21 protein-coding genes and 1 pseudogene are annotated in these 24,657 nt (G+C 73.0%); 14 read left to right on the forward strand and 8 right to left on the reverse strand.

The features are described 5' to 3' along the window. Together treS and VK640_11395 are read right to left on the reverse strand one after the other, a co-directional pair. The coding region (treS, locus tag VK640_11390) for a maltose alpha-D-glucosyltransferase (protein HTE73786.1) at nt 1-1,361 on the reverse strand (1,361 nt) is incomplete at its 3' end. A 35-nt stretch (nt 1,362-1,396) separates the two neighbouring features. Then, on the reverse strand, nt 1,397-3,400 hold the full coding sequence (locus VK640_11395; protein HTE73787.1) for an alpha-1,4-glucan--maltose-1-phosphate maltosyltransferase: 2,004 nt from the start codon (nt 3,398-3,400) through the stop codon (nt 1,397-1,399). Nucleotides 3,401-3,467: 67 nt separating this feature from the next. On the opposite strand from VK640_11395, the gene glgP reads away from it, so the two are divergent. Then, the gene (gene glgP, locus VK640_11400; protein HTE73788.1) at nt 3,468-6,077 is read left to right on the forward strand and encodes an alpha-glucan family phosphorylase; all 2,610 of its coding nucleotides are present in this window, start codon (nt 3,468-3,470) and stop codon (nt 6,075-6,077) included. Between the two features lie 90 nt (nt 6,078-6,167). On the opposite strand, the gene glgX is transcribed toward glgP, so the two are convergent. Then, complete coding sequence (glgX, locus tag VK640_11405; protein ID HTE73789.1) at nt 6,168-8,186, reverse strand: glycogen debranching protein GlgX; 2,019 nt, start codon at nt 8,184-8,186, stop codon at nt 6,168-6,170. A gap of 43 nt (nt 8,187-8,229) precedes the next feature. Here glgX and VK640_11410 point away from each other — a divergent pair, with 43 nt between their 5' ends. The 3 genes from VK640_11410 to VK640_11420 are packed head-to-tail and all read left to right on the forward strand — an operon-like array spanning nt 8,230 to nt 10,734. Beyond that, a complete protein-coding gene (locus VK640_11410) occupies nt 8,230-9,021 on the forward strand; it encodes an enoyl-CoA hydratase-related protein (protein HTE73790.1) in 792 nt (263 codons plus the stop codon). 1 nt (nt 9,022) lies between these two features. Further along, on the forward strand, nt 9,023-10,021 hold the full coding sequence (locus VK640_11415; GenBank protein ID HTE73791.1) for a class I SAM-dependent methyltransferase: 999 nt from the start codon (nt 9,023-9,025) through the stop codon (nt 10,019-10,021). After that, nucleotides 10,018-10,734: an acyltransferase gene (locus tag VK640_11420; GenBank protein ID HTE73792.1), complete on the forward strand. Its 717-nt coding sequence runs from the start codon at nt 10,018-10,020 to the stop codon at nt 10,732-10,734. Before VK640_11415 ends, VK640_11420 begins: the two co-directional genes overlap by 4 nt. Here the strand turns inward: VK640_11420 and VK640_11425 are convergent. The 3 genes from VK640_11425 to VK640_11435 form a co-directional block, all read right to left on the reverse strand. Beyond that, nucleotides 10,709-10,903 carry a hypothetical protein gene (locus tag VK640_11425; GenBank protein ID HTE73793.1) on the reverse strand — a complete coding sequence of 65 codons (195 nt, stop codon included), beginning with the start codon at nt 10,901-10,903 and terminating at the stop codon, nt 10,709-10,711. The two genes, VK640_11420 and VK640_11425, sit on opposite strands and share 26 nt — an antisense overlap. Before the next feature lie 66 nt (nt 10,904-10,969). Beyond that, on the reverse strand, nt 10,970-12,496 hold the full coding sequence (locus tag VK640_11430; GenBank protein HTE73794.1) for a 1,4-alpha-glucan branching protein domain-containing protein: 1,527 nt from the start codon (nt 12,494-12,496) through the stop codon (nt 10,970-10,972). Then, on the reverse strand, nt 12,493-13,236 hold the full coding sequence (locus VK640_11435; GenBank protein ID HTE73795.1) for a class I SAM-dependent methyltransferase: 744 nt from the start codon (nt 13,234-13,236) through the stop codon (nt 12,493-12,495). Before VK640_11435 ends, VK640_11430 begins: the two co-directional genes overlap by 4 nt. A 400-nt stretch (nt 13,237-13,636) precedes the next feature. Between VK640_11435 and VK640_11440 the strand changes: the two genes are divergently transcribed. The 4 genes from VK640_11440 to mnmA are packed head-to-tail and all read left to right on the forward strand — an operon-like array spanning nt 13,637 to nt 17,770. Then, the gene (locus VK640_11440; protein ID HTE73796.1) at nt 13,637-14,422 is read left to right on the forward strand and encodes an electron transfer flavoprotein subunit beta/FixA family protein; all 786 of its coding nucleotides are present in this window, start codon (nt 13,637-13,639) and stop codon (nt 14,420-14,422) included. A gap of 19 nt (nt 14,423-14,441) precedes the next feature. Further along, complete coding sequence (locus tag VK640_11445) at nt 14,442-15,404, forward strand: electron transfer flavoprotein subunit alpha/FixB family protein (protein ID HTE73797.1); 963 nt, start codon at nt 14,442-14,444, stop codon at nt 15,402-15,404. Nucleotides 15,405-15,450: 46 nt separating this feature from the next. Beyond that, complete coding sequence (locus tag VK640_11450; GenBank protein HTE73798.1) at nt 15,451-16,668, forward strand: cysteine desulfurase family protein; 1,218 nt, start codon at nt 15,451-15,453, stop codon at nt 16,666-16,668. 10 nt (nt 16,669-16,678) lie between these two features. Beyond that, nucleotides 16,679-17,770, forward strand: a complete 1,092-nt coding sequence (gene mnmA, locus VK640_11455) for a tRNA 2-thiouridine(34) synthase MnmA (protein ID HTE73799.1) — start codon at nt 16,679-16,681, stop codon at nt 17,768-17,770. Here the strand turns inward: mnmA and VK640_11460 are convergent. Beyond that, nucleotides 17,758-17,910 (reverse strand): annotated as a pseudogene (locus tag VK640_11460) (VOC family protein). The gene mnmA and the pseudogene VK640_11460 sit on opposite strands and share 13 nt — an antisense overlap. Nucleotides 17,911-18,059: 149 nt before the next feature. On the opposite strand from VK640_11460, the gene VK640_11465 reads away from it, so the two are divergent. Next, on the forward strand, nt 18,060-18,656 hold the full coding sequence (locus VK640_11465; GenBank protein HTE73800.1) for a dihydrofolate reductase family protein: 597 nt from the start codon (nt 18,060-18,062) through the stop codon (nt 18,654-18,656). 70 nt (nt 18,657-18,726) lie between these two features. Here the strand turns inward: VK640_11465 and VK640_11470 are convergent, their stop codons facing one another. After that, entirely contained in the window at nt 18,727-20,145 is a 1,419-nt protein-coding gene (locus VK640_11470) for a DUF222 domain-containing protein (GenBank protein ID HTE73801.1), read from the reverse strand. Nucleotides 20,146-20,474: 329 nt separating this feature from the next. Here VK640_11470 and VK640_11475 point away from each other — a divergent pair, with 329 nt between their 5' ends. The 5 genes from VK640_11475 to VK640_11495 all read left to right on the forward strand — a co-directional run. Then, complete coding sequence (locus tag VK640_11475; protein HTE73802.1) at nt 20,475-20,624, forward strand: hypothetical protein; 150 nt, start codon at nt 20,475-20,477, stop codon at nt 20,622-20,624. Nucleotides 20,625-20,842: 218 nt separating this feature from the next. Continuing rightward, the gene (locus tag VK640_11480; GenBank protein ID HTE73803.1) at nt 20,843-21,334 is read left to right on the forward strand and encodes a nucleoside deaminase; all 492 of its coding nucleotides are present in this window, start codon (nt 20,843-20,845) and stop codon (nt 21,332-21,334) included. A gap of 16 nt (nt 21,335-21,350) precedes the next feature. Next, nucleotides 21,351-22,394, forward strand: a complete 1,044-nt coding sequence (locus VK640_11485) for a methionine synthase (protein ID HTE73804.1) — start codon at nt 21,351-21,353, stop codon at nt 22,392-22,394. Next, nucleotides 22,395-24,494 (forward strand): NAD-dependent DNA ligase LigA, encoded by a 2,100-nt coding sequence (gene ligA / locus VK640_11490; GenBank protein HTE73805.1) that lies wholly within the window; start codon nt 22,395-22,397, stop codon nt 24,492-24,494. Nucleotides 24,495-24,530: 36 nt separating this feature from the next. Beyond that, nucleotides 24,531-24,657: Asp-tRNA(Asn)/Glu-tRNA(Gln) amidotransferase subunit GatC (locus VK640_11495; GenBank protein ID HTE73806.1), on the forward strand; the 127-nt coding region annotated here is incomplete at its 3' end.

The following is a 24,657-nucleotide window of genomic DNA, read 5'->3' on the forward strand; positions in this document are numbered from 1 at the left end:
CAGTGCAGCAGAGAGGTCGAGCTGGCGAGCTGGGCCTCGACGTTGGTGACCTGGTGGCCGTAGATGGGGTCCATGATCGCGGGCAGGTACAGCTGGCCCGGGTTGCTGGTGGAGAAGCCGGCGTTGCGGTCCGGCGTCCACTGCATCGGCGTGCGCACCCCGTCGCGGTCGCCGAGCCAGATGTTGTCGCCCATCCCGATCTCGTCGCCGTAGTAGAGGACCGGCGACCCGGGCAGCGAGAGCAGCAGCGCGGTGAAGAGCTCCAGCTGGTTGCGGTCGTTCTCGAGCAGCGGGGCCAGCCGCCGGCGGATGCCGATGTTGGCCTTCATGCGGGGGTCCTTGGCGTACTCCGCCCACATGTAGTCCCGCTCCTCGTCGGTGACCATCTCGAGGGTCAGCTCGTCGTGGTTGCGCAGGAAGATGCCCCACTGGCAGTTGTTCGGGATGCTCGGCGTCTGGGCCATGATCTCGGAGATCGGGTAGCGCGACTCCCGTCGCACGCCCATGAACAGCCGGGGCATGACCGGGAAGTGGAACGCCATCTGGCACTCGTCGCCGTCGTTGCCGAAGTACTCGACGACGTCGCCCGGCCACTGGTTGGCCTCGCACAGCATGACGCGGTCGGGGTAGAGAGCGTCCACCTCCTTGCGCACCCGCTTGAGGAACTCGTGGGTAGCCGGGAGGTTCTCGCAGTTGGTGCCCTCCTCCTCGAAGAGGTAGGGCACGGCGTCGAGCCGGAAGCCGTCGATGCCGAGGTCCAGCCAGAACTTCAGCGCCTCGATCACCGCCTCCTGGACGCGGGGGTTCTCGAAGTTCAGGTCCGGCTGGTGGCTGAAGAACCGGTGCCAGAAGTACTGCTTGCGGACCGGGTCGAAGGTCCAGTTCGACGACTCGGTGTCGACGAAGATGACCCGGGCGTCCGAGTAGGCCTCGTCGTTGTCGGCCCAGACGTAGAAGTCGCCGTAGGGGCCGTCCGGGTCGGTCCGCGACGACTGGAACCACGGGTGCTGGTCGGACGTGTGGTTCATGACGAAGTCGACGATCACCCGGATGCCGCGGGCGTGCGCCGCGTCGACGAACTCCACGAAGTCGCCGATGGTGCCGAACTCCGGCAGCACGTCTGCGTAGTCGCTCACGTCGTAGCCGCCGTCGCGCAGCGGAGACTTGAAGAACGGCGGCAACCAGATGCAGTCGACACCCAGCCACTGGATGTAGTCGAGCTTGTCGATCAGGCCGGCGAGGTCGCCGGTGCCGTCCCCGTTGCTGTCCTTGAAGGAGCGGACGAGGACCTCGTAGAAGACCGCACGCTTGTACCAGTGCGGGTCGCGCTGCGAGTCGGGGACGTCGGCGAAGTTGTCGATCGCCGGGACGCCGGTGGGCTCCAGCAGATCGTCGGTCACCGGTCCGCCGCCTCCCCGCCGGAGCGCCGGCTCCGCACGGTGAAGACGTGGGCAGGCTCGACGAACGGGTCGAGGCGCACGTAGTTCTCGTTGCCCCACACGTAGGTGTCGCCGGTCAGCTCGTCGTGCACGGCCATGGTGTCGTCCCACTCCAGTCCCAGGGCCGGCATGTCGAGCCGGACCGTTGTCTCGCGGGCCCCGTGCGGATCGAGGTTCACGACGACGATGAGCGTGTCCTCGCCGTCACCGACGTGCTCGGTCTTGCTGTAGCAGACGATCTGGTCGCTGTCGGCGTGGTGGAAGCTCAGGTTGCGCAGTCGCTGCAGCGCCGGGTGCGCGCGGCGCACCTGGTTGAGACGGGTGAGGTACGGCGCCAGGGTGCGCCCCTCGGCCTCCGCGGCGGCCCAGTCGCGCGGACGGAGCTGGAACTTCTCGGTGTCGAGGTACTCCTCGCTGCCCGGCCGGAGTGCGACGTGCTCGTAGAGCTCGTAGCCGGCGTAGACGCCGTAGGTGGGCGAGAGGGTCGCCGCCAGGACGGCCCTGACCTTGAAGGCGGGCGGCCCGCCGTACTGCAGGTAGGCGTGCAGGATGTCCGGGGTGTTGACGAAGAAGTTGGGCCGCAGGAAGTGGCCGGTGCGCTGGGTCAGCTCCGTGAGGTACTCCTCCAGCTCCCACTTCTCGTTGCGCCAGGTGAAGTACGTGTAGGACTGGTGGAAGCCCACCCGGGCCAGGGTCTGCATCATCGCCGGCCGGCTGAACGCCTCGGCGAGGAAGATCACGTCGGGGTCGGACCGGCGGACCTCGCTGATCAGCCAGGCCCAGAAGCTCACCGGCTTGGTGTGCGGGTTGTCGACCCGGAAGATCCGCACGCCGTGGTCCATCCAGTGCCGCACCACCCGCAGGACCTCGGCGTAGATGCCTTCGGGGTCGCGGTCGAAGTTGACCGGGTAGATGTCCTGGTACTTCTTGGGCGGGTTCTCGGCGTAGGCGATCGTGCCGTCGGCGAGCACGGTGAACCACTCGGGGTGGCTGGTCACCCAGGGGTGGTCGGGGGCGGCCTGCAGCGCCAGGTCCAGGGCGACCTCGAGGCCGAGCTCCCCGGCCCGGGCCACGAAGGCGTCGAAGTCGTCGACCGTGCCCAGGTCGGGGTGGACCGCGTCGTGCCCGCCCTCGGCGGCGCCGATGGCCCACGGCGACCCGACGTCGTGCGGGCCCGGAGAGAGCGTGTTGTTGGGGCCCTTGCGGTTGGTGCGGCCTATCGGGTGTACCGGCGGCAGGTAGACGATGTCGAAGCCCATGTCCCGGACGGCGGGCAGCCGCTCCATCGCGGTGCGGAAGGTCCCGCTCACCAGCGCCCCGGTGGCCGGGTCGACGTGCGCGCCCTCCGAGCGGGGGAAGAGCTCGTACCAGGAGCCGTAGAGCGCACGCTCCCGGTCGACCCACAGCGGCATCCGGTCGCTCGCCGAGACGTGCTCGCGCAGCGGCTGGGCGGCGAGGGTCTCCTCGACCTCCGGCGCGGAGGCGGCCGCGAGCCGGGCCGGCACCGGCCGGGACGTGTCGCGGAGGGCCGTCGCGGCGTCCAGCAGCGCCCGCCCTCCGGATGCCGGACGCGGCGCGGCCGCGGCCCGCTCCATCACCCGGGCGCCTTCCTCGAGCATCAGCTCGACGTCGACCCCTGCGTCGATCTTGATCGTGGCGTCGTGACGCCAGGTGCCGAGCGGGTCGCTCCAGGCCTCCACCGTGAACGACCAGCTGCCGGGGCCGGTCGGAGTGACCTCCGCGTGCCAGCGGTCGGTCCCCGGGGCGCCCGGACGCATCCTGGTGAAAGGTCCCTTGCGTCCCTTCGGGTCGCGCAGCACCACGTCCGCCGAGACCATGTCGTGGCCCTCGCGGAAAACGGTGGCGCTGACCGTGAAGGTCTCGCCGACGACCGCCTTGGCGGGCCAGCGACCGCAGCCTTCGGCAGGCTGCACGTCCAGGATGGGGATGCGACCGATCATCGGGGCCGAACCTACCCACGTTGCTGCCCGGCGCACACACCGCGTTCCCGCCAGTATCGTTCGGCCGGTGAAGGCCATCCGTCGGTTCACCGTCCGCACCGTCCTGCCCCCGGCGCTGGAGCCCCTGGGTGAGCTGGCGCTCAACCTGCGCTGGTCCTGGCACTCGCCGACCAAGGCGCTCTTCGAGAGCCTCGACCCCGCGCTGTGGAACCAGGTCGGCGGCGACCCGGTCGCGCTGCTCGGCGAGCTCGGCCCGGAGCGGCTGACCGGCCTGGCCGACGACCCCGACGTCGTGCGCCGGGTGGGTGAGGCTTCGACCGACCTGCACCACTACCTGGCCGACGACCTCTGGTACCAGCAGCGCACCGCCGAGGACCCGGCCGCCCTGCCGGGGGCGATCGCCTACTTCTCGCCGGAGTTCGGCATCACCGCCGTCCTGCCGCAGTACAGCGGCGGCCTCGGCATCCTGGCCGGCGACCACCTCAAGGCGGCGAGCGACCTCGGGGTGCCGATCGTCGGCGTCGGCCTGCTCTACCGGTCCGGGTACTTCGCGCAGTCGCTGTCCCGGGAGGGCTGGCAGCAGGAGCGCTACCCGGTCCTCGACCCGATCGGCCTGCCGATCTCGCTGCTCCGCGAGCCCGACGGCAGCCCGCTCAACGTCCGCGTCGGCCTGCCCGGCGGCCGCACCCTGACCGCTGCGGTGTGGAAGGCGCAGGTCGGCCGGGTGCCCCTGCTGCTGCTCGACTCCGACGTCGAGGACAACGCTCCGGCCGAGCGCGAGGTCACCGACCGCCTCTACGGCGGCGGCAGCGAGCACCGCCTGCTGCAGGAGATGCTGCTGGGCATCGGCGGCGTGCGGGCGCTGCGTGCCTTCAGCCGACTGACCGGTTCGCCGGCTCCCGAGGTCTTCCACACCAACGAGGGCCACGCCGGGTTCCTCGGCGTCGAGCGCATCCGCGAGCTGACCGAGGAGGCCGGGCTCGCCTTCGACGAGGCGGTCGAGGCGGCCCGGTCCGCGACGCTGTTCACCACCCACACCCCGGTGCCCGCCGGCATCGACCGGTTCTCGCGTGACCTGGTGGCCCAGCACTTCGGCGGCGACAACGCCTGTCCGGGCGTGCCGGTGGACCGGGTGCTCGCCCTCGGCGCCGAGGACTACGACGGTGGCGACCGCAGCGTCTTCAACATGGCCGTCATGGGCTTCCGCCTGGCCCAGCGGGCCAACGGGGTCTCCGAGCTGCACGGCCACGTGGCGCGCGACATGTTCGCGAAGCTGTGGCCGGGCTTCGACGAGCCCGAGGTGCCGATCGGCTACATCACCAACGGCGTGCACGCGCCGACCTGGGTGGCGCCCGAGGTGTTCGAGCTGGCGCCGCCGGAGACGGTGGCCAGCCCTACCGAGCCCGGGGCGTGGGAGGACGTGCAGGCGGTCCCGGACAACGACATCTGGCGGGTCCGCGGCATCCTGCGGGCCCGGCTGGTCGACGACGTGCGCAAGCGGGTCCGGGCCTCCTGGCTGCAGCGCGGCGCGAGCGAGGCCGAGCTCGGCTGGGTCGACGGCGTGCTCGACCCCGAGGTGCTCACCATCGGCTTCGCCCGCCGGGTCCCGTCGTACAAGCGGCTGACCCTGATGCTGCGCGACCCGGAGCGGCTGACCGCCCTGCTGCGCCACCCCGAGCGGCCGATCCAGCTGGTCATCGCCGGCAAGGCCCACCCCGCCGACGACGGCGGCAAGAAGCTGATCCAGGAGCTGGTCCGCTTCGCCGACCAGGTCGGGGTGCGGCACCGCATCGTGTTCCTGCCCAACTACGACATCGCGATGGCCCAGGCGCTCTACCCGGGCTGCGACGTGTGGCTCAACAACCCCCTGCGGCCCCTCGAGGCCTGCGGCACATCGGGCATGAAGGCCGCGCTCAACGGCTGCCTGAACCTGTCGGTCCTCGACGGGTGGTGGGACGAGATGTATGACGGCCACAACGGCTGGGCCATCCCGACCGCCGACGGGGTGACCGACCCCGACCACCGCGACGACCTCGAAGCGGCCGCGCTCTACGACCTGCTCGAGAACACCGTCGGGCCGCTGTTCTACGACCGCGACGCCGAGGGCCACCCGACGCGCTGGATCGAGATGGTTCGCCACACGCTGCGCACGCTCGGCCCGCGGGTGCTGGCGACCCGCATGGTGCGCGACTACGTGCTGGCGCTCTACGCACCGGCCGCCGGGTCGTTCCGCGCGCTGGACGGCACCTACGCCGGCGCCAAGGAGCTCGCCGCCTGGAAGTCGAAGGTCCGCGCGGCCTGGTCCTCGGTGCGGGTCGACCACGTCGAGTCGTCCGGGGTCGCCGACACCCCGGAGGTCGGCAGCACGCTGGACGTCCGGGCGTTCGTCTCCCTCGGCGACCTCGGACCGGGCGACGTCGACGTGCAGGTGGTCTACGGCCGGGTCGACGACACCGACCGGCTGGCCGACTCGACGACGCTGTCGCTGCGCCACGACGAGGCCTACGAGGGCAGCCGCCACCGCTACGTCGGCGAGGTCAAGCTCGACCGGCCCGGCCCGTTCGGCTACACGGCGCGCATCGTGCCGCGGCACCGCCTGACGACCGGCCCAGGTGAGCTCGGCCTGGCGACCCTGCCGGCCGAGGCGGTCGGGATGGACAGCGGCGTCCTGCGCTAGCACCCTCTCGACTGTGCGAGGACACACCGCACACGCCGACGGTGCGGTGTGTCAACGCACAGTTGGTCTCGTGTCTGGCCGCCGCCGCGGTCAGCGGTGGGCGAGCAGCACCCGGGCCGTCCGGGGCGCCAGCACGACGATGTGGCCGGCGTCGTGCGACGGCCCGGCCACCGGCTGCTCGTCCGCGGTGTCCAGCAGCGTGTCGTAGCGCCGGGCCCACGGGCCGCCGGGCAGCCGCACTTGCTGCTCGGCCGTCCCGGTGTTGAGCAGCACCAGCAGCGGGGCGTCCGCGTCGTGCCGGCCGGCGAGGTACATGCCGAGCACCTGCCGGTCGTGGTCGAACCAGTGCTCGGCCGACATCTCCTCGCCCTCCGGTGAGAACCACGCGAGGTCCTTGACCCCGTCGGCGTGGGCCGACCGGCCCTCGAAGTAGGCGTCGTGCCGCAGCACCGGGTGCTCGCGGCGCAGCGCCACCAGCGCGCGGGTCCACGAGTAGAGGTCGCGCTGCCACGGCTCGTGCGCCCAGGACACCCAGGTGGTCTCGTCGTCGAGGCAGTAGGCGTTGTTGTTGCCGCGCTGGGTGCGCCCGACCTCGTCGCCGGCGGTGAGCATCGGCACCCCGGTCGCGAGCAGCAGGGTCGCCAACAGGTCGCGCGACAGCCGCCGTCGCAGTGCCAGCACGGCCGGGTCGTCGGTCCCGCCCTCCACCCCGCAGTTCCAGCTGTGGTTGCCGTCGTGGCCGTCGCGCCCGTCCTCGAGATTGGCCTCGTTGTGCTTGTGGTCGTACGACACGAGGTCTCGCAGGGTGAAACCGTCGTGCGCGGTGACGAAGTTGACCGAGGCCAACGGGCCACGTCCACCGGCCTCGAAGACGTCGGACGACCCGGACAGCGCGTAGCCGAGGTCGCGAAGCCCGCCGCGAGCCCGACCGCGCCCGCCGAGCCAGGCCAGTCGCACGGTGTCGCGGAACCGGTCGTTCCACTCGGCCCACGGTGCCGGGAAGGACCCGAGCTGGTAGCCGCCAGGCCCGACGTCCCACGGCTCGGCCACCAGCTTGACCCGGGACACGACCGGGTCCTGCCCGACGACGGCCAGGAACGTCCCGGCAGCGTCGAAGCCGGTGCTGCCCCGGGCGAGCGTGGGGGCGAGATCGAAGCGGAAGCCGTCGACGTGCATCTCCTGCACCCAGTAGCGCAGCGAGTCCATGGCCATGGCCAGGCACCGGGGGTGGCGCAGGTCGAGCGAGTTGCCGCAGCCGGTCACGTCCTCGAACGAGCCGTCGTGGCGCAGCCGGTAGTACGCCTCGTTGTCCAGACCCCGCCAGCTCAGCGTCAGTCCGTCGGAGCCCCCCTCGCAGGTGTGGTTGTAGACGACGTCGACCACGACCTCGAGCCCGGCGGCGTGCAGGTCGCGCACCATCTGCCGGAACTCGGTCACCTGCTCGCCCCGCGACCCGCTCGCCGCGTAGCCCGCGTGCGGCGCGAAGAAGCCGAGGGTGCTGTAGCCCCAGTAGTTCGTCAGGCCGCGGCGCCGGATCTCCGGCTCGGTGCGCGACTCGTGCACCGGGAGCAGCTCGAGGGTGGTGACACCGAGGTCGAGGAGGTGGCCGACCGAGTCCGGGTGGGCGAGCCCGGCGTACGTCCCACGGAGCTCTGCCGGGACCGCCGGGTGCAGTCGGGTGAAGCCGCGCACGTGCAGCTCGTAGACCACGGTGTCGACCCACGGCACCTGCGGTGACCGGTCGTCGCCCCAGTCGAAGCGCCCGTCGACCACCACCGACCAGGCGCCGTCGATAGCCCTGGCGTACGGGTCGACGAGCACCTCGCCGGGGTCGAACCGGTGGCCATGCACAGGATCCCAGGGGCCGTGGACTCGGTAGCCGTAGCGGTCGCCGGGCCGCACCCATGGCAGCAGGGTGGTCCACACCCCGTCGCGGCCGCGCTCCATCGGGTGTGCCGGATGCCCGTCCTCGTCGGGCAGGACCACCTCGACGGCGTCGCCGCGGGACCAAACCGCGAAGTGGGTCCCGTGAGGGCCCGGCGCGGCGCCCAGCGCAGGCACCAGACCGGTGCCGGGGAGGCCCCACTCGGTCGGCGCGCGGTGGCTCACCTGGTCACGCTAGCGGCCTGGCGCGTGGCTACCCTCGGCGACCATGACGTCATCACCGGGAGAGCTGGTCCGTCTCGAGGTCCAGGACGGGATCGGCACGATCCGTATCGACCGGCCGCCGATGAACGCGCTCGACGTGCAGGTGCAGGAGGAGATCAGGGCCGTGGCGGCCGCCGCGTCGGCGGACCGCGAGGTCCACGCGGTCGTCCTCTACGGCGGCGAGAAGGTCTTCGCGGCCGGCGCCGACGTCAAGGAGATGACGACCATGTCCTACGCCGACATGGTCGAGCGGTCGGGTGCGCTGCAGTCGTCCTTCACGGCCGTCGCGCGCATCCCCAAGCCGGTGGTGGCCGCGGTGACCGGCTACGCGCTCGGTGGGGGCTGCGAGCTCGCCCTCTGCGCGGACTTCCGGATCTGCGGCGAGAACGCCAAGTTGGGCCAGCCGGAGATCCTGCTGGGCGTGATCCCCGGCGCCGGCGGCACCCAGCGGCTGCCGCGGCTGGTCGGACCGTCGCGGGCCAAGGACATCATCTTCTCGGGGCGGTTCGTGGCGGCGGACGAGGCGCTGCGGATCGGGCTGGTCGACCGGGTGGTGCCCGCCGACGAGGTCTACGCCGCCGCCCGGGAGATGGCGGCGCGCTTCGTCGGGGGACCGGCACTGGCGCTGCGCGCGGCGAAGGAGGCGGTCGACCGCGGCCTGGAGTCCGACCTGGACACCGGCCTCGAGGTGGAGCGCCTGCAGTTCGCCGGGCTCTTCGCGACCGAGGACCGGCGCACCGGGATGGAGTCGTTCGTGGCCGACGGCCCGGGCAAGGCCGTCTTCCAGGGTCGCTGACATGTCCGTGCCGACCGACGAGCCGACCGACGGGCCGACCGGCGGGCCGACCGCTGCTGACGTCGAGCGCGGGCCGACCGCTGCTGACGTCGAGCGCGCGTGGGGCGACCCCAAGCTGGCGAACGTGCTCTACCACGACTGGGAGGCGTCGTCCTACGACGAGAAGTGGTCGATCTCCTACGACGAACGCTGCATCGACTACGCCCGCGGCCGTTTCCAGGCTGTCGCCGGCACGGCCGGCTGGCCCTACGGCGAGGCGCTCGAGCTGGGCAGCGGCACCGGCTTCTTCCTGCTCAACCTGATGCAGGCCGGCGTCGCCGCGAGAGGTCACGTCACCGACCTCTCGCCCGGCATGGTTGACGCCGCGGTGCGCAACGCCGAGAGCCTGGGCCTCGACGTGGACGGCCGGGTCGCCGACGCCGAGTCGATCCCCTACGACGACCACTCGATGGACCTCGTCGTCGGGCACGCCGTGCTGCACCACGTCCCCGACGTCGAGCTCGCGCTCCGTGAGGTGCTGCGGGTGCTGCGGCCCGGTGGGCGGTTCGTCTTCGCGGGCGAGCCGACGAACCTCGGTGACTGGTACGCCCGCCGGCTCGGCCGGCTGACCTGGTCGGCGACGACTTGGCTGACGCACCTCGCGCCGCTGCGGGACCGCTGGGCCCGGCCGCGTGAGGAGCTCGCCGCGTCGTCGCGGGCCGCGGCTCTCGAGTCGGTGGTGGACCTGCACACGTTCGACCCGGCGGAGCTGGCCAGGACGGCGCTGCGCGCCGGCGCGGTCGACGTGCGGACCGCGACCGAGGAGCTCACCGCGGCGTTCCTCGGCTGGCCGGTGCGCACCATCGAGGCGGCGGTCAACCCCGAGCGGCTGGGCTGGGGCTGGGCGATGTTCGCCTACCGGTCGTGGCAGCGGCTGTCCGCGGTCGACCGCGGGCTGTCGCGGGTGCTGCCGCAACAGCTCTTCTACAACGTGCTCGTCACCGGGACCAAGGCGGCATGAGCCGTCGGCGTCAGGACCCGCGGCAGGTGCCCCTGCGCCGGTTCCTGTCGCCGCGCAGCCTGCGCTGGGCGTGGCGGCACCGCGCCTTCACGCCGTACCACCTGGTGCGCTACTGGCGCTTCCTCCGGCTGCGGCTCCTGCACCCGCAGGTGGTGACCGAGGGGATGGTCTACCTGGGCAAGGGCGTCGAGCTGTCCGCGCGCAAGGGCTACGGTCGCATTGTGCTGGGACGCTGGGTGCACCTCGGGGACGGCAACCGGCTGCGGGCCCACGAGGGCACCCTGCGCATCGGCGACAAGACGGTGCTCGGCCGGGAGAACACCCTCAACTGCTACCTGGACCTGCACGTCGGGGCCCAGTGCATCGTCGCGGACTGGGTCTACGTGTGCGACTTCGACCACCGCTTCGACCAGCTCGAGCTGCCGATCAAGGACCAGGGGATCGCCAAGACCCCGGTGCGCATCGGCGACGACGTGTGGCTGGGGGTGAAGTCCTCGGTGCTGCGCGGGGCAGACGTCGGGGAGGGGACCGTGGTCGCGGCGCACGCCGTGGTGCGCGGCACGGTGCCGGCCTACAGCGTCGTCGCAGGGGTGCCGGGCCGGGTGGTGCGCGACCGGCGGGCGGCCTACGAGACGGCGGCGGCGGAGCGCGCCGCGCTGGCCGACATGGCCCGCAAGGCGCGCGCGGTCACTGCTGCTGGACGGGCTCGCTGACGGTCTCGACCCGCGCGGGCTCGGGCGTCGGCCCGGAGTCGAAGGCCATGACCGCCATCGCCACGCCGGCCAGCACGATGAGCACCGGTGCGACGACCGGCAGGGCGCCCATCACCGCCGCCGGCGCGAAGGCTGCGGTCAGCACGAGCAGGGCGACGAGTCGACTCACGGGGCACCTCGGCGGACGTGTGGGCGGTGGGCGGTGACACCTCCTTCTGCCCGTCGATCCTGCGCCTCATGCCTCGTCCGCGACAAGGCCGTCCACCAGCGTCCGGGCGTCCAGGTGGGGCACGACGACGTTCGGCACCGGTGCCGGGAGGTGCGCCGGCGGGTGGGTCGTCGCCGGCTGCTGCCCGGCGGCCAGGGCCCGGAACGCAGAGAGGTGGCCCACGTGCCGGTCCAGCGCGTAGCCGGCCGCGCTGTCCCGCGACACCATGAAGGCCCAGTCGCTGGCGTGCAGCAGCAGCGCCTCCCGCGTCATGGCGTCCAGCCGGCGGTCACGGTGCGCTCCCGGGCGGGCTGACGGACGTACGGCCGACAGGAGCTCCGCCGCCACGGCCTGCTGGTCGGCCCGCAGGTCCGCGACCGCGGGGCCGGCCCAGAGCCCCAGGTCCTTGCCGTGACCCCAGGACCCGGTCGGCAGGTCGACCTCCGGGGCGCGCCCCGCCTGCTCGGCGGCGACCCGGCCCAGCGTCGCTACCCGGACGCCGGCCTCGGGCAGCAAGCGCAGCGCCTGCGCGAGGAACTGCGGGCCCTCGTGCCACCAGTGGCCGAACAGCTCGGTGTCCCACGCGACCACCGCGAGCGGCTCCTCGCCGCGCCGGCGCCGGTCCAGCAGCCGCTCGCGCACCGCGCCGGCGAACGCGACGGCGTCGCGGGAAACGGCCGCTGCGGCCCGGTCGGGGTCATAGCCGGCCTTGTCCGGCTTGGTCGGGTCCGTCACCCGCCATACCCGGAAGCCGGAGCCCTCGTCGAGGTGGTGGAAGTCCTGGTAGTCCGGCCCGGACGGGTAGCCGGAGCGCGACGACCACACCCGGTCGGTCAGCGCGAGGTCGCGGCCCGCGACGAGGACGCCGCCCCACCACCAGAGCCGGTCGGTGCCCCGCCCGGCCGCGCGCAGCGTCGCCTCCTCGACCATCAGGTGCGAGACGCCGGCTTCATCGAGGACGTCCTGCAGGCCGGGGGCGACTGCGCACTCCGGCACCCAGATGCCCCCGGGCCGCCGGCCGAGCCGGACCGCTGCGTCGTCCAGGCCTGCTGTGACGGCGGCACCGGCGAGGCTGCCCGGCAGCAGGGGGAGCACCGGGTGCGTGGCCGGCCCGCCGAGCAGCTCGACGGTCCCTGCGTCGACGAGCGGGCGCAGGGCGGCCGAGCCGCCGTGCCGCCAGCGTCGCTCGAAGGCCCTGGTGGCACCGGCGGCTGCCCGCCACTCCCGCGACGCGGCCACGCGGAGGTGGGGGTCACGGGTCCCGACGGCGAGCTCCTCGGCGCGCAGCTGCCAGCGGGCCAGCCAGGCGTGGTGCTCGCGCAGGCACCCGGGGTCGTCCAGCTGGGCGGCGAGGGTCGGGGTGATGCCGAGCGACACGAGGTCGCCGCGCCCCTCGTCGGCCAGCCCGTGCAACACCTCGACCAGGGGCAGGTAGGACGACGACCAGGCCTGGTGCAGCCACTCCTCACCGACCGGCCAGGTGCCGTGCCCGGCGAGCCACGGCAGGTGGGTGTGCAGGACGACGCAGAGCGTCCCGACCGGGGGTGGGCTCACCGCCGGGTCGCGACCAGCAGCAGGTCGAGACACCCGTCGGCCGGCCCGACGGCGAAGTCGTCCGCGGCGACCGAGCGCACCGCGTCCGCGAGGTGCGGGTGCCAGCGGTCGTACGTCGTCGCGAGCTGAGCGGTGACGATCCCGCCTGCGTCGCCCTCCGCCGCATCGATGTCGTGCAACCGACGCCCGTGGTGCAGACCTTGGACGGCGTCCACCTCGAGGTGCCCGGCCACCAGGTCGGTGACCTCGGTGGCGTCGAGCTCGCGGCTGTGGAACGGGTTGCCGGACGGGAAGGTCCGCCGGTTCGGGGTGGTGAGCAGCAGCCGCCCGCCTGGCCGTAGCACGCGCGCGCACTCGGCGACGAAGCGGTCCTGGTCCCACAGGTGCTCGACGGTCTGCGCGCTGACCACGACGTCGACGGCGCGGTCGGCGAGGGGGAGCGCGACCAGGTTGGCCCCGGCGGCGGCGATGCCGGGTTGGGACGCCTTCAGGTGGCGCAGCGTCGGCAGGTTCAGGTCGAGACCGAGCACCTGGCCGGCTCCTGCACGCGCGAGCATCGCGGCGCCGTACCCCTCCCCGACCCCGGCCTCGACGACGATCCCCCGGGCGCCCGTCCCAAGGATGGTCACAGCCCACCGGTAGCCCGCCTCGTGGCGCCGGAACCAGTAGTTCTCGTGCCAGATCCCGGGCAACGTCCGCTCACCGGTGAGCGCGGGGGCTGGTGCGGCGGAGTCCGTCACGGTCGGCGAGCGTCGCACACCGGAGCCCGCGGGGCGACCGACAGTCGTGCCTGGCACGACCGCGACGCGCCGGAATCTATGTGGATGTTCCGGGCGGGCTCCTTGACGGTTGCATTCGTGTCGCAAGCGTCACAGAGTCCGTTCACTGCACCCATCTGGCTGATCCCCGAAGACTGCGTGCTGATCTTCCCCCGGGAGCAGGCGGGCCAGCGACTCCCAGCTTCCCGGAACCGGCGCTCCCGCCGACATGGGCGGGGGCCCCGTTCCGGCGTGCTACTGGCGGGTAACATGGCATCGAGACGCAACGTCCGAACCCGCGTCGGCCGCGTGCGAGCGCGGCTGGCAGGGTGAGGCCAGCACCGCCGGAACGGCAGCCGCCAGAGCAGGAGATGCGCCCGCAATGAACATCGTCGTCTGCGTCAAGCAGGTCCCCGACACCTGGTCGGAGAAGAAGCTCGACCCGTCCGACTCCACCCTCGACCGGGCCGCGACCGACCCGGTGATGAACGAGATGGACGAGTACGCCGTCGAGGAGGCCCTCACGATCCAGGAGGCCCAGGGCGGCGAGGTGACGATTCTCTGCATGGGTCCCGACGCGGCGACCGAGACGGTGCGCAAGGCGCTGTCGATGGGCGCCGACAAGGCGGTGCACATCGTCGACGACGCGCTGCACGGGTCCGACGCGATCGCCACGTCGCTCGCCCTCGCCAAGGCCGTCGATCACCTGGGTGACGTCGACCTGGTGCTGCTCGGCTCCGAGTCGTCCGACGCGCGGATGAGCGTCGTGCCGGCGATGCTCGCCGAGCGTCTCGGCCGCCCGCAGCTGACGTTCGCCAAGGAGGTCACGGTCGGCGACGGCACGGTGTCGGTCAAGCGGCTGACCGACGACGGCTACACCGTGGTCGAGGCGTCGCTGCCGGCCGTCGTCAGTGTCGTCGAGAAGATCAACGAGCCGCGCTACCCGTCGTTCAAGGGGATCATGGCGGCGAAGAAGAAGCCGGTCGAGACGCTCTCGCTCTCCGACCTCGGCATCGAGCCCGGTGACGTCGGCCTGGGCGGCGCGTGGAGCGCCGTCGAGTCGTTCGAGGCCGCGCCGCCCCGGCAGGCCGGCACCGTCGTCAAGGACGAGGGGGGCGACGGGGCGGACAAGCTCCTCGACTTCCTCGCGTCCAAGAAGTTCGTCTGAGAGCCGGAGGAGACACGACATGGCAGAGGTCCTGGTGCTCGTCGAGCACACCGACGGCGAGGTGAAGAAGGTCACCTTCGAGCTGCTGACGCTGGCGGCCCGGCTCGGCGAGCCCGCGGCCGTCCTGGTCGGCCCCGGCTTCGACGCCGCGAAGGAGTCGCTGGCGGCGTACGGCGCGAGCAAGGTGTACGTCGCCGACGCACCTGAGCTGGTCGACCACCTGGTGGCCCCGGTCGCCGAGGTGCTGGCCAAGGTCGTGGCCGACAGCTCGCCCGCCGCGGTGCTGCTCGCGTCGTCGGCCGACGGCAAGGAGGTCGCCGCGCGGCTGGCGCTCAAGACCGGATCGGGCGTCATCACCGACGCGACCGACGTGACCGGCGAGGGCGGCGCCGTCCTGGCCGAGCAGCAGGTCTTCGGCGGCTCGACGATCGTCAGGTCGAAGGTCAGCACCGGCACGCCGGTCGTCACGGTGCGGCCCAACTCGGTCCCGGCCGAGCAGACGAGCGGCGCTGCCGAGCGGGTCGACGTTGCGGTCGAGCTCTCGGAGGCGGCCACGGCGGCGCGCATCGTCGACCGGGTGGTCGAGGAGAAGGGCGAGCGCCCGGAGCTGTCCGAGGCAGCGATCGTCGTCTCCGGCGGCCGTGGCGTCGGCTCGGGCGAGAACTTCTCGGTGATCGAGGATCTCGCCGACGCACTGGGTGCAGCCGTGGGTGCGTCGCGGGCAGCCACCGACGCGGGCTGGTACCCGCACCAGCACCAGGTCGGCCAGACCGGCAAGACGGTCAGTCCGCAGCTCTACATCGCGGCCGGCATCTCCGGCGCCATCCAGCACCGGGCCGGCATGCAGACCTCGAAGACGATCGTGGCCATCAACAAGGACCCCGAGGCCCCGATCTTCGAGCTCGTGGACTACGGCGTCGTAGGGGACCTGCACCAGGTCGTGCCCGCGCTCACCGACAAGGTCAAGGCCCGCAAGGGCTGATCGAGCCCGCTCGTCGCGCGGGCGGCGACGTAGACTCGCCCGCGCGATGAGCGACCACCAGGTCCGGCCCCACCTCGACCGGCACTACCTCGACCACGCGGCGAGCACGCCGATGGTCCCCGAGGCCGTCGAGGCGATGACCCGGTGCCTCGGTACCGTCGGCAACCCCTCCTCCCTGCACACCGCCGGGCGGGCGGCCCGACGGCTGGTCGAGGAGGCCCGCGAGTCGCTCGCCGCGGCCGTCGGCGCCCGGCCCAGCGAGGTGCTCTTCACCGGCGGCGGCACCGAGTCGGACAACCTCGCCGTCAAGGGCCTTTACTGGAGCCGTCGGGCCGCCGACCCGCGCCGGACCCGGGTCCTCGCCAGCGCCGTCGAGCACCACGCGGTGATGGACCCGGCGCTGTGGCTGGCCGAGCACGAGGGCGCCGAGGTCGAGTGGCTGCCGGTCGACGCCGCCGGCCGGGTCGACCCGGCGGCCCTCGACGCGTCCATCGGGTCCGACCCAGGCTCGGTCGCCCTCGTCAGCGTCATGTGGGCCAACAACGAGGTCGGCACCGTGCAGCCGATCGCGGAGCTGGCTGCTGTCGCCCGGGCCCACGAGGTGCCGATCCACTCCGACGCCGTCCAGGCGTTCGGGGCGCTGCCGGTCGACTTCGAAGCGTCCGGCCTCGACGCCATGACCGTGACCGGCCACAAGATCGGCGGGCCGCTCGGGGTCGGCCTGCTCGTGCTGCGCCGGACCGTCGAGCTCACGCCGGTCCTGCACGGCGGCGGCCAGGAGCGGGACGTGCGCTCCGGGACGTTGGACACCCCGGCCATCGTCGGGCTCGCCGCGGCCGCGGAGGTGGCGGTCAAGCTCCAGCCGGAGCGCGCCGAGACCAGCGCGCGGCTGCGCGACGACCTGGTCCGTCGGCTGCGTGCCGCCGTCCCGGACGTGGTGCTCGGCGGCGACCGCGACCTCACCCCGGGGCACCGGCTGCCCGGCAACGCGCACTTCTCGTTCCCCGGGTGCGACGGCGACGCGCTGCTCCTGCTCCTCGACGCGGCGGGCATCGAGTGCTCGACCGGCTCCGCGTGCTCGGCGGGAGTGCCGCAGCCGAGCCACGTGCTGCTCGCGATGGGCGTCCCCGAGTCGCTGGCCCGCGGCTCGCTGCGCTTCTCGTTCGGCCACACCTCGACGGCCGCTGACGTCGACGCCGTGCTCGACGAGATCGGCCCGGTCGTCGAGCGCGCCCGGAGGGCCGGCCAGGTCGGCGCCCGATGAGGCTCGTGCCGTGAGGGTGCTGGCCGCCATGTCCGGCGGCGTCGACTCCGCGGTGGCCGCGGCCCGCGCCGCCGAGGCGGGTCACGAGGTCACCGGCGTACACCTGGCGCTGTCGAGCAACCCCCAGTCGTTCCGCAGCGGTGCCCGCGGCTGCTGCACGCTCGAGGACGCCCGCGACGCCCGCCGGGCGGCTGACGTGATCTCCATCCCGTTCTACGTGTGGGACCTCGCCGAGCGGTTCCGCGAGGACGTCGTCGACGCCTTCGTCGCGGAGTACGCCGCCGGGCGCACCCCCAACCCGTGCCTGCGCTGCAACGAGAAGGTGAAGTTCTCCGCCGTCCTCGACAAGGCGCTGGCGATGGGCTTCGACGCGGTCTGCACCGGTCACTACGCACGGGTCGTCGAGGGCCGGCTGCTTCGCGCGGTCGACCCCGCCAAGGACCAGTCCTACGTGCTCGGGGTCCTGACCCCGCGGCAGGTCGCGCACGCGATGTTCCCGCTCGGCTCGTCGCTCAAGACGGACGTACGTCGCGAGGCGCTCGAGAGGGGACTCGCCGTGGCCGACAAGCCGGACAGCCACGACATCTGCTTCATCTCCGACGGTGACACGGCGGGCTTCCTCCGGTCGCGGCTGGGCGACTCACCCGGCGCCGTCGTCGACACCGACGGCGTCGAGGTCGGCAGCCACGACGGTGCCTACGCGTTCACGGTCGGCCAGCGCAAGGGGCTGCGCATCGGCCGGCCGGCGGCGGACGGCCGGCCGCGCTACGTGCTCGACGTCTCACCGGTCACCCACACGGTCACGGTCGGCACGGTCGACCGGCTCGACGTGTCGGGGCTGCGCGGCGTACGGCCGGTGTGGACCGGCGACGAGCCCACCGCGCCGACGCGCGTCCTCGCCCAGGTGCGCGCGCACGGCGAGCCGGTGCCCGGGACCGCGTGGACCGAGGACGGTGGAGTGGTCGTCGTGCTCGACGAGCCGCTGCGCGGGGTGGCGCCCGGGCAGGCGGTCGTTCTCTACCAGGGCGAGACGGTGCTCGGCTCGGCGACCATCGACTCGACCTCGCCGGTCGAGCGCCCGAGCCAAGGTCACTCCGGGTAGCCCTTGCCGTCCGTGCCGATCCACGTCGCGACGCAGGCCTCGTTGCCCTCCGGGTCGGCCGGCACCCACCACGAGGGCGCCGGCTCGTCAGTGACCAGCCGTCCCCCGGCGGCGAGCGCGGCGGAGACGCGTGCCTCGGCGCCGGGCCGTGGCTGGGACCGGCGTCGACGCGGTGGTCCAGGCGGTGCGTCGCGGGTCGTCGGACCGGGCCGTCGACCGCGAGCGATGAGTCCGTCGCCTCGGCCTGGTCATCACCGGCGAACCTGACGCACGCAGCGAGGAGAGCGCGATGGGCAAGGTCATGGCCAACATCACCACGTCGGTCGACGGATACGTCACCGGCCCGGACGACGGCCCGGGCTGCGGCCTCGGCGTCGGCGGCGAGCGGCTGCACTACTGGGTGTTCGGCGGCCCGTGGACCTACGACGAGGAGCCTTCCGGCCAGCCGAGGGGCGAGGACGCCGCTTGGCTGGAGACGACGCTGTCCCGGGTGGGCGCCGTCGTCGGCGGTCGCAACACCTACGAGTCCGCCGGGCACTGGGGCGACGAGAACCCGTGGGGGCTGCCGTTCTTCATCGTCACGCACCGGCCGCAGGAGGAGCCGCCCGGCGGCGCCTTCACGTTCGTCGATGGCATCGAGCCCGCCGTCGAGCAGGCCAAGGCGGCCGCCGGCGACAAGGACGTCAGCCTGATGGGCGGGGCCGACGTGATCCGCCAGGCGTTCGCCGCAGGTCTGGTCGACGAGCTCAGCCTCGTGGTCGCGCCGCTGGTGCTCGGTGGCGGCAAGCGCCTGTTCGAGGGCTTCACCGCGGACGTCGAGCTCGAGCACCTCGGGGTGCACCAGTCGCCCTACGCGACCTTCATCGACTACCGCGTCCGCCGCTGAGCGCGAGACTGCTCAGGAGCGGAGTTCAGGCGAACGAGGCCCAGGCGATCGCGGCTCAGGTGACGGCAGCTCACGCCACCGCCGTCCCGGGTCCGGTGCCGCTCGCATCCCGCCCGCGTGCCGCGGTGCCGGGCAGGGGTGGTGGTCGGGAGACGTAGCGGTGCCCGGTCGGGGTCACGGTCTCGACCCGATGACCGCTGTCGGGTGCCGCCGCGTGCCCGACCTGGGGCTGAGCGCTCCAGCCGGGGCTGTCCTTGGCGTAGTTGCACTGCTCGCAGAGCCCGTTGCCGTTCTCGGCGGAGGTGCGACCGCCCGCGGCCACCGGAACGACGTGGTCGGCGTGGCGGACCATCGCGTCGCACCATGGCGTGCGGCACACCTCGTCGCGCACGACGAGAAACCGGCGCAGCGCACCGCGGAATAACCGTGCCTTGCTGTCCATCGCGACGAGCTCGCCGGTGGACGGATGGGCGTAGAGGCGGCGCACCCAGACCGCGGCCTCGGTGACGACCTCGGGAGCGGCGTCGGCGTCCGCCCTCACAGCGGGGACAGGTCGCTGTGGCCGGAGCCAGCGGCGGGCGGTGCTGGCCGGCACCGGGCCGTGGCCGGGGACCTGGGCGGGCTCGTCGGCGCCGGGTCCGGTGCCGAGGAGCGACTGGTCGGTCATCACGACGTGGAGGGAGATGTCGGGGCCGGTGGCGGTGGTGCGGCCGGTGAGGCGTTGGACGTAGATGTCGGCCATCAGCTGGCCTCGGGAGCGGACGTCGCCGTCTGCACGGGCGCTGTCGGCCTCGCGGATCAGCGCGGCCTGCACCGCGACCGCGTCGCGGACGGGGAGCAGCGCGGTGGAGTAGGCCATGGTGTCCGGGGCGGGTCGGCAGGTGACCCGACGGTCGCCCTCGGCCTTGCGGGCCCGGGCCAGTGCCGCGGACGGGTCGAGCCGGTAGGCCAGCCGGCGCGCCTCGGCAGCCACCCGCCGGTCCCCGAGCCCGGCCAGCCGGGCCGGGTCGGACACCAGCTCCTCGTCGACCCGAGTCCGGTCCTCGCGGGTGAGGCAGGCGGTCTCGCGGACCAGCAGGGTGGCCCGCCACTCGGAGAGCCGGCCGTCCGCCAGCGCGGCCAGGGTATGCGGCATCTCGTGCACCAGCGCCTTGGCCAGTCCCAGGTGCTGCCCGCCCCGGGTCGGTGACTCGCGTCGCGCGAGCGCCACCTCGGCGCCGACCCCGCGGCCCTGCTTGTCGGCGGCCAGCCCCATCGCCGCGTGCCGGGCGCGAACCGAGGCGTCCAGATCCGCTGTCACCCGCGCCTGAGCCGCGGCCGCCGCGGACTTGAGGATCTCCAGCGCCCCGATCAGGTCCACCCGCTCGACATCGGTGAGGCCCTCACCCGGTGCGGCGAGCGCGTCGACCGCGGATCGGATCTCCCCAGCGAGGGGCACGGTCGCGGTCTGGCCGGCCGTCGACGTGCTGGCTCGCGCCTGTTCGAACATGTGTTCGATTCTAGCCGATCGGCACAGGCCAGGAAACCCGTTGTGCACAAAGGTTCTCGGCCCGTCCACAGCTGATCGGTTCGCCCTGGTCTCCAGGACTGACCGGGCCGCGTTGACGGCACGCGACGAAGACTGCGACATTTGTGCTGGATTGTGCGAACGGGGTGACCACACGAGCCGCCCAGTGCACCGACGCCCCTGCCACCCGCGGCCTGACGGACCTACCAGCGGATGCGCGGGCTACGCCTACGACGACGTACCTCCTGGGAGACCGACTTCGACCTGTCGGAGTTCTCCATCAACCACGACCGAGCCGAGATCCTCCCTTGTTGCGCCAGGCGCTGCCTTTCAACTCCGACGTCACCGTCGTCGCCACGCCGTGGAGCCCGCCGGCGTGGATGAAGACCAACGGCGACCTGGCGGGCGGCCGGCTGATCGACGACCCCAGGTCTACGCGCCGCATGCCCGGTACTTCGTGAAGTTCGTGCAGGCGTACGCCGACCCCCGGTGCGTGCGCATCGCGAGCGCGTCCTACGGCACGACCGAGCGGTCAACTGACGACGCTGTCGGCGGACGGGTCACCCGTCCGGTGGCGGAGGCTCGAGCTGACCGCCGCCAGCGGCTCGTGGTGGTCGGTCGCCAACCTCCGCGTCCACACCTGAGAGGTCCGGTCGCAAGTGCTGGCTACGGTGGGGCGGTGGCCAGCGGTGGAGTCGTCGACGCCCGTGCCCAGCGATGGCTGGCCCAGGTGGTCCAGCTCGCTACCGACAACGTCGCTGATGGGGGCGGCCCGTTCGCCGCGGCGGTCGTGCGCGACGACCGGGTGGTAGCGACCGGCGTCAACCGGGTGACCCGCGACCTCGACCCGACCGCCCACGCCGAGGTCGTCGCGATCCGCTCGGCAGCGCGCTCTCTGGACACCCACGTCCTCGCCGGTACGACGCTGGTCAGCTCCTGCGAACCGTGCCCGCTGTGCCTGTCGGCCGCCCTGTGGGCCCGGGTCGACGCCGTGGTCTACGCAGCCGACCGGGACGACGCGGCGCACGGCGGCTTCGACGACCGGGCCTTCTACGAGCTCTTCGACCGGCCCCGCGACATCTGGCCGGTGCCGGTGCGCCAGGTCGAGGTGGACGAGGCGACCGCACCCTTCGCGGCCTGGCTGGCCAAGGCGGACCGTGTCGAGTACTGAGCTGCCGAGGGCTGAGGTGTCGAGCGCTGAGGGCGACGTCGGGGCCGACGACTGGCTGGGAGCCGGCTGGTCCACCGGCGTCGGCTCGATGCCCGGCACCGACCCGCACGAGGCCGCGACCGTCGTGTCCGGCGAGGTCCCCGACCTGCCGCACCTGGTCGAGCTCCCGGCCCGCGGTCCCGGCGCGGACCTGGTCGGCCGCGCCGCGGCGCTGCTCACCGACCTTCACGTCGACCTGCAGCCGTCGGGCTGGCGGCTCGTCGACCGGCCGGGCACCGATGAGCGCCGAGCACACTCCTACCTCTCGCACGACCTCGACGAGCTCGAGGGGGCCAACCAGGGACGGGTCGGCGCGGTGAAAGTGCAGGTCTGCGGCCCGTGGACGCTGGCGGCCGCCCTGCGACTGCCCCGCGGCGAGCCGGTGCTCGCCGACGCCGGTGCGGTGCGCGACCTGGTGCAGTCCCTCACCGACGGCACGGTCCAGCACCTGCGCGACGTACGCCGTCGGCTGCCTCGGGCACCGCTCGTGCTGCAGGTGGACGAGCCCTCGCTGCCGGCCGTGCTGGTAGGCGGCATCCGCTCGAGCTCCGGTGCCCGCAGCTTCTCGCCGGTCCCGGCCACCACGGTCGAGGAGAGCCTGCGCGGACTCGTGGACGCGGTCGATGTCCCCGTCGTCGTGCACTGCTGCGCCGACAGCCCGCCGGTGGCCACCCTGGTGCGAGCCGGCGCGAGCGGCCTGTCCCTCGACCTCACCGGGCTGGGCAGCCGCTCGAGTGCGGTCGACGACGAGCTCGGCGAGGCGGTCGACGGCGGCGTCCGGCTGCTGGCCGGCGTCGTCCCGTCGACGCCCGACGGCCCGGTCCGGATGTCGGACCCGGCGGGTACGGTCCAGCCGGTGCGGCGGCTCTGGCGGCGGCTCGGGCTGCCGGTCGAGGCGCTGCGCCAGGTGGTCGTCACACCGACCTGCGGGCTCGCGGGCGCCTCCCCTGACCATGCCCGGGCCGCCCTGCGGCTGGCCGCCGAGTCCGCCCGACAGCTCGCCGAGGACCCGGAGGGATGAGTGGCTCGCAGGACCAGCACGCCTGACCCGCAGCAGCCCGCGCACCGGCACGCCGACCTGGTCGAGCTGGTCGACAAGGCGCGCTTCGACTACTTCCTGCGCGACTCGCCGACCGTCGCCGACGCGGAGTACGACCGCTGGATGCGCGAGCTGAACCGGATCGAGGACGCGCACCCGGAGCTGCGGACGCCCGACTCGCCCACGCAGACCGTCGGCGGCACCTTCTCGACCGACTTCGCGTCCGCCGACCACCTCGAGCGGATGATGAGCCTGGACAACGCGTTCAGCCCCGACGAGCTGGCCGCGTGGGCCGAGCGGGTCGAGCGCGACGCGGGCGGCGCCGACGTGCACTACCTGTGCGAGCTCAAGGTCGACGGGGTCGCCATCAACCTGCTCTACGAGGGCGGCCGCCTGGTGCGCGCACTCACCCGGGGCAACGGGGTGACCGGCGAGGACGTGACCCTCAATGTGCGCACGCTGCGGGGCGTTCCGACCCGGCTGACCGGCAGCGACGTACCGGCGCAGGTCGAGGTGCGCGGCGAGGTCTTCTTCCCCGTCGAGGAGTTCGCCGCCCTCAACGCTCGCCTGGTCGAGGCCGGCAAGGCACCGTTCGCCAACCCGCGCAACGCCGCCGCCGGCTCGCTGCGGCAGAAGGACCCACGCGTCACCGCGTCTCGGCAGTTGCGGCTGGTCGTCCACGGCATCGGTGCCCGCAAGGGCTTCTCGCCGCCCCTGCAGTCGGCGTCCTACGACGCAATGAAGTCGTGGGGCCTGCCGGTCAGCGACCGCTACCGCGTCGTCGACGACCTGGGGGCGGTCCAGGAATACATCGACCACTACGGCGAGCACCGCCACGACGTGGAGCACGAGATCGACGGCGTCGTCGTCAAGGTCGACGAGGTCTCGGTGCAGCGCCGTCTCGGCTCGACGTCCCGCGCGCCGCGTTGGGCGATCGCGTTCAAGTACCCGCCCGAGGAGGTCACCACCAAGCTCCTCGACATCCGCGTCAACGTCGGCCGCACCGGCCGGGTCACCCCCTACGGCGTCATGGAGCCGGTCTTCGTCAGCGGCTCGACGGTGGAGATGGCGACGCTGCACAACGCGTCGGAGGTGCGGCGCAAGGGGGTCCTGATCGGCGACAGCGTCGTGCTGCGCAAGGCCGGTGACGTGATCCCCGAGATCGTCGGACCGGTCGTCGACCTGCGCGACGGCACCGAGCGCGGGTTCGAGATGCCGACCGAGTGCCCCGAGTGCGGTACGTCGTTGGGGCCGGAGAAGGAGGGCGACGCCGACATCCGATGCCCCAACACCCGCAGCTGTCCGGCCCAGCTGCGGGAGCGCATCTTCCACGTGGCAGGCCGCGGTGCGTTCGACATCGACGTCCTCGGCTACGAGGCCGCTGTCGCCCTGCTGGACGCGGGTGTCGTCGAGGACGAGGGCGACGTCTTCGACCTCGACGAGGACAAGCTGCTGACGGCGCCGCTGTTCACCCGCAAGGACGGCGGGCTGACCGCCAACGCGCAGAAGCTGCTCGCTGCCGTGGCTGCGGCGAAGCAGCGCCCGCTGTGGCGCGTCCTGGTGGCACTCTCCATCCGACACGTCGGGCCGACGGCGGCGCAGGCGCTGGCCCGCGAGCTGCGGTCGGTCGAGGCGGTGTTCGCGGCCGACAAGGAGGCACTGGCGAAGGTCGACGGCGTGGGGCCGGTCATCGCCGAGGCGCTCGGCGAGTGGTGGGCCGTCGACTGGCACCGCGAGATCGTGGCGAAGTGGAAGGCCTCGGGCGTCCGGCTCGAGGAGGAGGGCGGCGACGACGGGCCGCGGCCCCTCGAGGGCCTGAGTATCGTCGTGACCGGCTCGCTCGACGACTTCTCCCGCGACGGGGCGAGCGCCGTCATCCAGGCCCTCGGTGGCCGGGCGGCCGGCTCGGTCTCGAAGAAGACCGACTTCGTCGTCGTGGGGGAGAGCCCCGGGTCCAAGGCCGACAAGGCCGAGCAGCTGGGCGTCCCGGTGCTCGACGAGGCCGGCTTCAAGCTGCTGCTCGAGCAGGGCCCGGCCGCGGCCCGGGCGCTGACCGGCCGGCCGGCTGGTCAGAGCGGCTGACCGCCGGTCCCTGACCCCTGTGGCCGCCGACCTAGGATGGCCGGCATGCCCGACAGCGGATCCGCCGTCACCCGCGAGGAGGTCGCCCACCTCGCCCGGCTGGCCCGGCTCGCCCTCGACGACGACGAGCTGGACCGCCTCGGCGGGCAGCTCGACGCCATCG

The sequence above is a fragment of the Actinomycetes bacterium genome (assembly GCA_035489715.1).
GTDB lineage: Bacteria > Actinomycetota > Actinomycetes > JACCUZ01 > JACCUZ01 > DATHAP01.